This window comes from Gardnerella sp. 26-12 (assembly GCF_001660745.1).
In the GTDB taxonomy this organism is placed as follows: Bacteria; Actinomycetota; Actinomycetes; order Actinomycetales; family Bifidobacteriaceae; genus Bifidobacterium; species Bifidobacterium swidsinskii.
The window spans coordinates 4,437-16,568 of sequence record NZ_LWSR01000047.1; the positions used below are offsets into that span (position 1 = coordinate 4,437).

Below are 12,132 nucleotides of genomic sequence, written 5' to 3' on the forward strand. Positions count from 1 at the left end.
GATCCTAGGTTATCTAAAGATAGTTTGAATTAATTTCCTATTGTTGAATCTAACATGCGAATAAGGGAGTTTTTATGTGCAATATGTCTAAAAAAAGTATCAAAGTAAAATCTACTTTATGTAAGCGCGTATGGAATGCTACTTTCGGTAAATTTGTGTGTTTAACGTTTGCAATATGGTTTTTTGTTGCTTTGCTTTCGCTTTTATGGACTCCGTACTCACTTTTAGAAACTAACGGTTTTAAAGTATGGCAGAAGCCGTCTTTTTCGCATTGGCTTGGTACGGACGGCACTGGTTCGGATATGCTTAGTTGGCTTATGGCAGGTTCAAGAATTGAGCTGATTCTCGTTTTTTCTACTGTTCTAGTTGCTGCTTGTGTTGGGTTTATTGTTTTGAGCTTTATGATTTCTAGTTCACAAATTGTTCGCACAATAAGCATTATGTCTGTTGACGCATTGATTTCTATTCCAACTGTTTTAATTGCGCTTATGCTTGCAGTTCCGTTTGGAGCTAGTGTTGTTGTGATTGTTATTGCTTGTGGAACTGGCTATGGCTTGAATTTAGCACGTATTGTACGACCTAGTGCGCAGCTTGCGTTGCAATCTGATTATGTGACTTCAGCTGTTTTGCAAGGTTCCTCGCGTAAATATGTTCTTATTCATCATGTTTTACCAAATATTATTCCTGTTGCATTTGTTGAGCTTTCTCTTTCTGCAGGAACTGTTATTTTGGCTGAAAGTGGCTTAACATACTTGGGTATTGGAGTTCCTGCTGGAGTTCCTAGCTGGGGGCGCGTGTTGGCTACTTCTGTTTCGTTAATTCACGTAAATCCTTTATCGGTTGTCTGGCCAGGTTTGATTGTGACTGTGGTTGTTGTTGCTCTTAATCTTTTTGGTGACGTATTGCGCAAAGTTTTAGATCCTTCATCAAAAAGTGCGAATAAAGTAGGGGAAAAATGAGCTTAAATATTCAAAATCTCACGCTAAAACTTGGCGGAAAACTAATTCTTGACAACGTATCAATTGAGATTTCTGACGGTGAGCGTGTTGGCTTAGTTGGTTCTTCTGGCTCTGGCAAATCTATGCTAATTCGAGCTATAACTGGATTATTGCCGTCAAATGCTGAAATTTCAGGCTCTTGTATGCTTGGCAATCTTCAAACAGTGAAAGCAAAAGATGAAAATTTAGCTTCTATTCGTGGAAAATACGTTGGTGTAGTATTTCAGCAAGCTAATAGAGCACTTAATCCAATGTTAAGCGTTGAAAAACAAATTTCTTTGCCTTTGCGAATACATTACAATCTAGATGATGACGATATTCACAATCGAGTATGCATGATGCTTGAAAAAGTAGGGTTGTCGAAAAATCTCGCATCTCAACGCACGTTTGAGCTTTCTGGAGGTCAACAGCAGCGAGTTGGTATTGCTACAGCTTTGATTACCTCTCCGCGTCTGATTTTGGCTGATGAGCCTACTACTGCGCTTGACTCGGTTACACAAAGTGAAGTTGTGCGAATGCTTGCTTCACTTGTAGATGATATGGGCGCTTCAATGCTTTTTGTAACGCACGATTTTTCTGTGCTTTCGCATGCTGCTAATCGTTGCTATGTGCTCGATTCTGGGCGTGTGGTCGATAGTGAAAATGTTAAGAATTTGCTTGATAATCCGCGTATTTCTTCTACTAAACAATTAGTGAGTGCTGCTAAAAAGTTGACTTTTAGAGCGCAAAATTTGGGTTCTAAAAATTTAGATTCTGCAAAAGTGGGTTCTGCAAATACTGGTTCTGCAAACGTTGATTCTGAAAACGCTGATTTTAAGAAATTTAATTCCCATATTGGCAACAGTGAAGAAAATTCGCTTATAAATGCAAAAAATATTCACGTTACTTTAGGTCGAGCAAAAACTCGTGCTGAAGTGTTAAGCGGTGTAGATTTAAATCTTAATATTGGCGAATCTTTGGCGATTATTGGCGGATCTGGTTCCGGCAAAACAACTCTTATACGCGCTATGTTGGGGCTTGAAACTCTTTGCGAAGGTAACGTTACTTATTGCGGTGAAATCGTAAATAATGCAAATTTATTAGAAGTAAATAAAAATGCTTGTACGCTTATGAGACGCGAATCGTCGCTTGTATTTCAGCATCCGTTTGCTGCATTGGATCCACACTGGACAGTTCAAAAAAGTGTTGCTGAGCCTCTTAGAATATGGCGAAAATCGCTTAAAATAGACGATGCAACTATTGAACAGCGTGTTTGTGAAATGCTGAAATTAGTAGGCTTAAAACCTGAAGATTTTTTGGAACGTCACCCTCACGAGCTTTCTGGCGGTCAAGCGCAATGTGTTTGTATTGCTCGCGCATTAATCAATAATCCTCGAGTTTTGCTTGCTGATGAGCCTATGAGTGCAATTGACGTTGCTGAAAGAACTCGCATTTTAGACGCTTTTGCATCCATTCGCTCTGAGCGCAAAAACATGTCATGCATATTTGTAAGTCATGATTTGGGTATGATCCGTCATTTAGCAACGCGAGTTATTGTTCTTAATGAAGGAAAAGTTGTGGAATGTGGCAGTGTAAATGATGTGCTCAATAATCCACAAAATGACTACACTCGTGCTCTTGTAAACGCAGCAATCATGTAAATAAATCTTTCAACTAATAAATCTTTCAACTAATTAGGCGACTACCGTCTACTATAGAAGTACTCAGTACGTTAAAGAGTACGTTGTTTATTGTGTAGTTAAGTGAAGGGAATACTTATGAATAAGCAGGATGCGTCTAGACCTAGACCAGAAAGTTTTGAACTAGATCATACTAAAGTAAAAGCACCTTATGTGCGCTATATCAATACGCAAAAAGGTCCTAATGGGGATGTTATTTCCAACTATGATATTCGTTTAACGCAGCCTAATGAGGAAGCGATTCCTACTGCAGCTTTGCATACAATTGAGCATATGATTGCAGTGTTACTTCGCGAGCGTATTGATGGCTATATTGATTGCTCGCCTTTTGGTTGCAGAACTGGTTTTCATCTGCTAACTTGGGGCGAACACAGCACAGAAGATGTGGCACTTGCTTTAAAGGAATCTCTTGAGTTTATTGCGTTTAATGCCACCTGGGATGATGTTCCTGCAACAACTATTGAATCTTGCGGCAACTATAGAGACCACAGTTTATTTGGTGCTAGTCAATGGTGTAAAGATATTCTAGCGAAGGGAATTAGCTCGAATCCTTTTGAGCGCAAACTTGTGTAAGTAATAATTAGCTAGTTTTGCGTAATTTTGCGTAGTTTTATTTGGTTTCTTTTAGAGGTTGGCATGGAAGATATAACATTAAGAAAAGCAACTCTTGGTGACTTGCAAAATATTGAGCATATTTATGAAAATGCTCGCAAATTTATGCGTGTTACAGGCAATCCTCATCAGTGGGGGAATAGTTTTCCACTTGTTTCAAGTGTTATTGAGGATATTCGTTTAAAACGTTTCTATTTGATTGTTGACGAGGATCCAGAATCGCATAACGAGCGTATTCTAGCGCAATTCGCATTATGCGAAGGTGTTGATGAAGTGTATGCCAGTATTGACGGTGCGTGGCTTGATGATATTTCTCCTTATGTAACAATTCACCGCTTAGCATCTTCAGGAATAAAACCCAAAATGGCAACAGCGTGCTTGCATTGGGTGCAAGAAAACTATAATAATGTGCGCATTGACACGCATCCAGATAACGTGATTATGCAAAAAGTAATTACGCGTGCGGGTTTTAGTCGTTGTGGGTTGGTCGTTATTCCAGATCGTGCACACAGTGCAGTACGTATTGCATACCAATGGTTGCAAACGCTTAATCATGTCATATGAATGCGCATGTGTTCTTAAAAAGCTTATAGAGAGTATGCAAAAGAGCATGTAGCATTAAAAGCATACTAAATCGGTTAGGTGAGTTATGAGTACAGATTTAAGTAATGCGGCAAGTAATAGTGCAAGTAATGCGGCAATGTTAGAAGCAAACTATGCTCGCGCGTTAAGCGTATACCCTGGGCAGGTAATTGTTGATTTGAAGGCGCTTCGAGACAATATGCGCACTTTGGTTGCGCGCGTTTCGCAAGATTTGCAGCCTGGTCAGAATGCGCCGGAAGTTATGGGAGTCGTAAAAGCAGGCGGATACGGCCACGGGCTTATTCCTAGTGCGCTCGCGGCTTTAGCTGGAGGCGCTACTTGGCTTGGCACAGCTCAACCGTACGAGGCGTTACGTTTGCGTGCAGTTGGTATTGATTCTAGCCGTTGTCATATTCTCACTTGGCTTACTAGCGCTCCAACTACGAGATTTGCAGATTTGATTACAGCAGATATCGATATTTCTGTAGGCTCTATTGACTCGCTTGATGCTGTGGCTTTTGCTGCACGAAAGTTAGGTAAACCTGCTCGCGTGCACGTAAAAGTCGATACTGGTTTTGGACGAAACGGTTTTACGCCAGAAGGTTTTTGTGCCGCTCTAGAAAAATTGCAACAATACTCTAGTGAAGGCGTAATCGAGGTTATTGGCCAATGGAGTCACTTAGCTGTAGCAGATTCTCCTGACGTTCCAGAATTTGTAGATGCAACCGACCGTCAAATCCAACAATTCCACGAGTTTACGAAACGCATGAAAGAAGCATCGGTTGCTCCTAAAATCCGCCATTTAGCGAATACTGCTGCAACGCTTAACCGTCCTGAAATTCGTTTTGAACTTGTTCGTCCAGGAATTGGTTTGTACGGCTACGAGCCGGATCCTGCAATGGGAAATTCCCAAACCTACGGATTGCAGCCTGCTATGACGCTTCAAGCGCAACTTGGAACTGTAAAAACTGTAGAAGAAGGGCATGGAATTTCCTACGGACGCACGTATTTAACTCCAAATAATACGAGTACTGCTATTGTGCCTCTTGGTTACGCTGACGGCATTTTGCGATCTGCTTCCGGATTCGATATGCAAGGTGCGCGTCATGTTAATAAGCCAGGCGGTCCGGTTAGAGTAGAAACAAAGAATGGTGCTCGAATTGTGAACGTTTCTGGGCGAGTTTGCATGGATCAGTTCATAGTTGATTTAAAAGGCGATGCTTCAGAGTTAGGTGTTCTGGAAGGCAATACTGTAACGCTTTTTGGTCCTGGAAGAGGCTTGGAATTTGCCGAGCCTACTGCAGACGATTGGGCAGAAGCTGCAGGAACAATCAGCTACGAAATTATGACTGGAATTGGCGCTCGCGTGCCGAGGCTTTACCGCAACGCTTACGAAGTGCTATCTTCTAGCGATATTGCAAAACTGGACGCAAAAAGTCTTATATAACTTGTTACTGCTTGTTTTAGAAGGTTAATAATAGCCTTAATTGCAAATAAAAGAGGTGCTGTATGTGCAACGAAGTAATTGCATCGGATAATGAGATCGTTGGCGAATACAATTTGCATGATACTGAGCGCTGGGCGAGTGAGCCTCATCACACTCGTGTGAGAACGCCTTTTGAACGAGATCGTGCGCGAATCATACACTCGTCTGCGCTTCGTCGATTGGGTGCAAAAAGCCAGGTTTTAGTTGCAGGTTCGGATGATTTTGCTCGCACTCGATTGACGCATACTTTGGAAGTTGCGCAAATTGGTAGGCAAATTGCAGCAATGCTTGGATGCGATCCAGATGTTGTTGATTGCGCTTGCTTATCGCATGACTTAGGGCACCCACCATTTGGTCATAACGGGGAACGCGCACTCGCAGAATTAGCGAAAAATATTGGTGGATTTGAAGGAAACGCACAAACTCTTCGCTTACTTACGCGCTTGGAACCGAAAGTTTTTCGTGAAAACGGCAGTAGTGCAGGAGTAAATCTTACGCGCGCAGCATTAGATGCTGCAGTGAAGTATCCGTGGGGATTAGAAGAAGCAAAAGCGCACGATAAAGGCGAGCGTGATTTGAAATTCTGTGTATATCCGGATGATCGAGATGTGTTTGAATGGCTGAAAATTGGTGCTCCATGCGAAGCAAAACCAATGGAATGTCAAATAATGGATCTTTCAGACGACATTGCTTACAGTGTGCATGATATTGAGGATGCGATTGTAACCGGCGCTTTTAATCCGGCTTTAGTTGCAGATTCAAAAGTTGTAGATGAAGTTATTGAAGAAACCCACGCATGGTATGGTGAGCGTTGGGATGTAGATAAACTTTTGGATGCTTTGAAACGTTTGCGCTCGCTTCACATGTTTCCTAATTCTTTCGACGGTTCTCGTCGAGCGCTAGCGCAGTTGAAAAATATTACTAGTGCTCTTATTGGTCGTTTTGCAAGCTCTGTTGAGCACGCTACGCGTGAGCGTTATGGCAACGGTCCGCTTGTTCGCTACCGAGCAAACCTTGTGATTCCGGAAAATACTTCCTACGAAATTGTGATGCTGAAAAGCTTAGCTGTGCACTTTATAATCGCCCCTCGAGAGCGTGAAGTTTATAAGCGCGAACAGAAAATTTTGACAGATTTAGTAGAAGTATTTATGAGCAAGTCGCCGCGCTCGCACGATGCAATGGAGGAAGTATTCGTGGGAGATTGGAACGAGTGCACTAACGATGATGAGCGTCTTCGTGTTGCAATCGACCAAGTAGCAAGTCTTACAGACGGTTCTGCTACAACTCTTCACGCGGCTTTGTGCTAACGAATCCACTAGGAGTTTCCAGCACTGGCGAAGAAATTTACCACTCGCCGCAGATTTGCGATAAGCTAGATAGCATGGTTGGAATGATTGTGAAAGAAGACATTGAGCGCGTGCGCGCTGCGGCAGATTTGTATGACATTGTGTCTGCAACAGTGACGCTTAAGCCTTCCGGAACTGGCACTTTTGTAGGTCTTTGCCCATTCCACGATGAAAAAACGCCAAGTTTTAGTGTGCGACCAAGCTTGGGAGTATGGCACTGTTTCGGTTGCGGCGCTGGCGGCGATGTATTTAAGTACGTTGAGCAAAAAGAGAATATTGATTTTCGTGAAGCGGTCGAGTTTTTAGCAGATCGTTATCACATTGAGATGCATTATAAGCAGGAGCAAAATAATGATTCTCAAGCGCGCGGTTCTAAGCGAGCCAGGCTTTTAGAAGCAAATGAAGAAGCGCAAAAGTTTTTCGTTTCAAATCTCGGCACTAAAGAGGCAGCTCCTGCGCGCGAATTACTTGCAGGGCGAAACTTTACTCCGCAACAAAGTGCGCGTTTTTCTTGTGGTTACGCGCCTAAAGGCTGGGATAATTTAGTTAGATATTTGGCAAATAAAGGTTTTACGCGTCAAGAACTTCTTGATGCTGGTCTCGCTAGACTCGGTCAGCGCGGAATATATGACTATTTCCGCGGTCGCTTAACTTGGCCTATTCGCGACTCGACTGGTCGAACTCTTGGCTTTGGTGCAAGAAAGCTTTATGACGACGACTCCATTAGCGCAAAATATATTAACACTCCCGATACTGCACTGTATCGAAAAACGCAAGTTTTGTACGGAATTGACTTAGCTAAAGCAAATATTGTAAAAAAGCGTCAAGTTGTAATTGTCGAAGGCTACACGGACGTTATGGCATGCCATTTAGCTGGTATTGATACTGCAGTTGCAACTTGCGGAACTGCGTTTGGCGTTGAGCATGCAAAAATTGTGCGCCGCCTTATTGCAGACGATTCTTTGGGTGCAATTCAGCTTGTTGGTCCGCTGAAGGTAGATGGACAGTCTGTAAGTTCGCGCATCGTTTTTACTTTCGACGGTGATGCTGCAGGTCAAAAGGCTGCGCTACACGCTTTTGGTTTGGATTCTGCGTTTTTGACGCAAACTTTTGTTGCTGTAGCAGACAATAATCTCGATCCTTGCGATTTGCGTATTCAGCGCGGTGATGAGGCTGTGCGTTCGCTTGTTGCACATGCAAGTCCGCTATACGATTTCGTTATTGACACAGTAATTAATCGTTTTGAGACTTCGTACACTACTGGTCAAATGGGCGCTATAAAGGCTGTCGCTCCTCTTATTGCGCAAATTCGAGACCGTTCGCTGCTTGACTTGTATATGCGCAAAGCCGTGCGCTCAATTGGCGTTGATTTAGCTGTTATGCGCAATGAAGTTGAGTCTGCGCGTAGACGTTTGAAAGTGCGTGACGACGATGCTTATGCGCAAAAGCATAACGTTATTCCGCCTTTTGGTCAGCAAATTCATGACGATCGTAATGCAGGTTTTAAAGCTTCGCGCATGGAAATTATTAAAAGTTCTGCTAAAAATCAGCATTATTATCGTGTGGATGATGCTGTATTTATGTGCGAACAACAATTTATGGCGTTACTTTTGCAAGTTCCGCTTGCTTTTGATGAGAAATTGTTTGCGCAATTGACTTTGAATAATTTTATTACACCAGTATTTCGTACGCTGTTTCAGGCATTTGTAGCTGCAGGTGGATTGCCGGTTGGCAATGTTTCGCAAGGATTGTGGCTGCACATGATGACAAAAGCTGCAGGTCCTTTGCTTGAATCCGTTATTACAGAACTTTCTGTAATGCCGTTGCCGCTTCCTTCTCCTGCAGATACATTGGAAGATACCGGCAATCGACAAAATCAGCAAGTTTCGAACGGATCTCCTTCAGATTTTTTGCGGAAAGCTACGAGTGCAGAAAGTAAGTATGCAAACGAGCTGCTTATTCGCCTTCTTGATATCGGTTATATGCGTAGAATCGGTGCTGCTAGAGTGCGTATGGCGAAACTCAAGGATGGTCAGGAAAAGCTTGAGCTTCTAGGAAAAATTACTTCAATGGAAGCTGCTCGCAAAAACTTACAATCGCAAATCATGTAGCCTTTCATGCAATCTTTTGTACAAAACTGTACTAACAAACAAAAGACCACGTAATCTAGTGTGATTACGTAGCCTTTTGTCTGCAAAAATTTATTGAAACTCAGTTACTAAAGTCAATATCGCCGAGCTTTTCAATAAGCTTCATATTCTCGCTGTAATCGACTGGGCAAGAAATCACATCGACACCGTTTTCCTGATCCAGCGCTTCACGCAACATGTTGTACAAATCCTCCGGCTTTTTAACAGCATGACCGCGCGCGCCAAAGCTTTCAGCCAGTTTTGGCACATCCGGATTATGGAAATCAACGTATTCGTGCTCGCCTGCATGAAGCTCCATCTTCCACTTAATTAAGCCATAAGCGTTATCTTCCCAAACAAGAACTACCATTCGGCTGCCAACGCGCACTGCAGTTTCAATTTCCTGCACGTTCATCATAAAGCTTCCGTCGCCCATCACAGCCAAAACCGGTTTCGCGTTCATTTTGCCGGAATTATCTCGAATAAACGAAGCTCCAACAGCGCCCGGAAGTGTCCAAGCCATAGTAGAAAGGCTGTTGTCGATTATGCAAGTATTCGGGTGCATAGTTGGGTACAAGCGAGCCATCCACATTTTCAAAGCGCCCGTATCTACAAGCACCTTCGTTCCTTCAGGAACAGCGCGGCGAATATCGTAAACTACGCGCTGAGGTTTCATTGGCATACTTTCGTCGTTTTCGCAAGAATGTAATTCTTCCGTAAGAAGTTGTCGAATACGAGGGTGACTTACGTCGAAAGTAATTTTGCGATCCTTTAATACCGAAGTAAGAGTTTTAAGCGTTTGGCCAATATTCGCCATAATGTTCAGCGCAGTAGGGTAGTGCGCGTCGGTATCTTCCACAAAAGTATTGATGTGAATAATAGTTTTATCAATATTCGGGTTGATTTTCTTAGGATCAAATTGTTGAATTGAAAAACCTACGGCAATAATCAAATCAGCCGTGTCAAAAGCGAAGTTTTCGTAGTCGCGATGCATAAATCCAACGACTCCAAGCGCATTCGGATGATTATCTGGGAAAACGCCTTTTCCTTCAAAAGTAGTTGCGACCGGCACGTTAAGCTGCTCGGCAAACGCAAGAAGCTGATTTTCTGCGTGAGATCGCGCAACACCATTTCCAGCTAAAATAATAGGCTGCTTTGCTTTACTAATAATTTGAGCAGCTTCTTCAATAGTGTCGGGCGCTGGCATAATATGCAGAGGATGAGGAAGTGGAAGAGGTTTTGCGTCGTCAGGTGCTGGCATTTCGCTAATATCTTCCGGAATAACAAGGCACGTGGCTCCCGGACGGTTGCGACCGGCAATAGAGAAAGCTTTTCTGACCATTTCCGGCGCAGATTCTGGAGCAAGCATCATAGAAGACCATTGCGTAATCGGTTGGAAGAGCGCAACCAAATCAATAATTTGGTGAGATTCCTTATAAAGCCTAGAAACATTACCTTGTGCGCAAATCGCTACAAGCGGTGTAGTGCTTGCGTTTGCTTGAGCTACAGGAAGCGTTAAATTCAATGCGCCAGGACCTAGAGTTGCCAAGCATACGCCCGGTTTTCCAGTAATATGAGCGTATGTTGCTGCCATAAAACCGGCACCCTGCTCGTGGCGAGTAAGCACAAAACGAATGCGTCCATCGCGCTCAATTGCTTCAAGAAGCGGAATATTTTCCTCACCTGGAATACCGAATACTGCTTCAACGCCTTCGTTTACCAAGCATTCAACAACTAAATCTGCAGTATTGCGCTTGTGGTTTTCACGAAGATGCTTTTGACGAGCAAGTTTTTGTTCAAGCTTCTGATCTTCTGTTTTGTTTATTTCTGCCATAATTCGCTTCTTGTGTAGACAACAAATTCTTTGTTTTAATATGATATACGCAATCTTGTCTTTAAACGCAATTTTTGCGATGCGCGTGTCATAAAAAAGGGCGGAATTTTGTGTTAGCTACTTTAGGCTAAATCACGCTATTAATAGTTGCTAATTTATTGTTATTGCAACGATTTTGTCGGGAATTTAACCTGATTGTAGGACTGGGTTTCTAGTACAATAGAACCATTGTGTCTATTGCGTTACGGAGGAATGATGAAGCGCTGGCTGTTGAATCTGGTCAAGTGTGAAACCATTCTTATTGTTGCCGCAATTTTAGCGGTTATTTCTTGTTTTTTTGTACCTCCAGATCCGCAATATTTGAGTTATATTCATGTCAACACTATTTCGCAATTAGTGTGTCTTATGATGGTTGTGTGCGGATTCCAGCGCATTGGTGTGTTTCGATCTATTGGTGCGCGTTTGCTAAGGCATGTGCGCACTGAGCGCGGCTTGGTGCTCGTGCTTATGTCGTTAACATTCTTTTCAGCAATGTGGATTACGAACGACGTTGCTTTGGTTACTTTTGTGCCTTTTGCACTATCTGTGCTCGTAATGGCGAATGCTGAAAAGCAGTCAATTCTTGTAATTACGCTTATGACCATTGGTGCCAATGTTGGAAGTATGCTCACTCCTATTGGCAATGCTCACAATCTGTATTTAAAGGCGTTGACTCATATGTCTACGCAAGATTTTTTGAAGATTATGGCTCCTTATACGATTACAGCAGCACTGTTGATGATCGTATTTGCATTCGTATTCTTTAAGTCGCGCACAGTTGACCAGTTTGCAGGTTTGCATGGTGACGATATTGAACAAAGCGTGTTGGCTCCTTCGCATGGTCATCCGCAGCCTGATGAAATTCGTGTTATGGGTTACGGCATGAATTTTACTCGCTGGCGTGTTGCTGTTTATAGTTTGCTGTTTGTCGTTTGCTTGTGTGGTGTTAGTGGATGGATTCCTGACTGGATTATGGTGCTTATTATGGTTGCAGCTTTTCTTGTTTGCGACCGCCACGTATTCCGTGTTTTAGATTGGGCTTTGCCACTCACGTTTATTATGTTCTTTGTTTTTATTGGCAATATGCGCCGAGTTTCTGGATTTAGCGATCTTGCGCAAATGTGGGTTGGTGCGCATCCGATGGAAGTTTCTATTGCTTCAAGCCAATTTATTAGTAATGTACCAACGACAATTCTGCTTTCTGGATTCTGTGATCAGTGGAAGCTTCTTATTATTGGCACGAATCTTGGTGGAATGGGTACTTTGATTGCTTCTATGGCTTCGCTTATTTCTTATAAGGGAATTACGCACCAGTATTCGCATTACCGTGGGCGTTATTTGCTCACGTATACTATTGTCAATGTGTTCTTTCTTGCAGTGTTGATGTCACTTGCGTGGATTATTGAATAACAATTTTTATATAAACG

Annotated in this window: 9 protein-coding genes; 8 read left to right on the forward strand and 1 reads right to left on the reverse strand. The window is 42.7% G+C overall.

Annotation, left to right across the window (positions count from 1 at the left end):
* The first annotated feature begins 74 nt into the window (after positions 1-74).
* The 7 genes from A5295_RS03420 (at position 75) to dnaG (ending at position 8,814) form a co-directional block, all read left to right on the forward strand.
* A complete protein-coding gene (locus A5295_RS03420; RefSeq protein WP_082915472.1) occupies positions 75-959 on the forward strand; it encodes an ABC transporter permease in 885 nt (294 codons plus the stop codon).
* Positions 956-2,638, forward strand: a complete 1,683-nt coding sequence (locus tag A5295_RS03425) for an ABC transporter ATP-binding protein (RefSeq protein WP_004108398.1) — start codon at positions 956-958, stop codon at positions 2,636-2,638. The genes A5295_RS03420 and A5295_RS03425 overlap by 4 nt, the downstream gene beginning before the upstream one ends.
* 117 nt (positions 2,639-2,755) lie before the next feature.
* Positions 2,756-3,250, forward strand: a complete 495-nt coding sequence (locus tag A5295_RS03430; RefSeq protein WP_033888458.1) for an S-ribosylhomocysteine lyase — start codon at positions 2,756-2,758, stop codon at positions 3,248-3,250.
* Between the two features lie 63 nt (positions 3,251-3,313).
* Positions 3,314-3,853 carry a hypothetical protein gene (locus A5295_RS03435; protein WP_004108394.1) on the forward strand — a complete coding sequence of 180 codons (540 nt, stop codon included), beginning with the start codon at positions 3,314-3,316 and terminating at the stop codon, positions 3,851-3,853.
* A gap of 85 nt (positions 3,854-3,938) precedes the next feature.
* Entirely contained in the window at positions 3,939-5,318 is a 1,380-nt protein-coding gene (alr, locus tag A5295_RS03440) for an alanine racemase (protein WP_033888457.1), read from the forward strand.
* A 62-nt stretch (positions 5,319-5,380) separates the two neighbouring features.
* Positions 5,381-6,664: a deoxyguanosinetriphosphate triphosphohydrolase gene (locus tag A5295_RS03445; protein WP_004108389.1), complete on the forward strand. Its 1,284-nt coding sequence runs from the start codon at positions 5,381-5,383 to the stop codon at positions 6,662-6,664.
* Between the two features lie 74 nt (positions 6,665-6,738).
* A complete protein-coding gene (gene dnaG / locus A5295_RS03450) occupies positions 6,739-8,814 on the forward strand; it encodes a DNA primase (RefSeq protein WP_004108387.1) in 2,076 nt (691 codons plus the stop codon).
* Between the two features lie 100 nt (positions 8,815-8,914).
* Here the strand turns inward: dnaG and A5295_RS03455 are convergent, their stop codons facing one another.
* Positions 8,915-10,666 (reverse strand): acetolactate synthase large subunit, encoded by a 1,752-nt coding sequence (locus tag A5295_RS03455; protein ID WP_082915474.1) that lies wholly within the window; start codon positions 10,664-10,666, stop codon positions 8,915-8,917.
* A gap of 255 nt (positions 10,667-10,921) precedes the next feature.
* On the opposite strand from A5295_RS03455, the gene A5295_RS03460 reads away from it, so the two are divergent.
* Positions 10,922-12,115 carry an SLC13 family permease gene (locus tag A5295_RS03460; RefSeq protein ID WP_064621705.1) on the forward strand — a complete coding sequence of 398 codons (1,194 nt, stop codon included), beginning with the start codon at positions 10,922-10,924 and terminating at the stop codon, positions 12,113-12,115.
* The last annotated feature ends 17 nt before the right edge of the window (positions 12,116-12,132 follow it).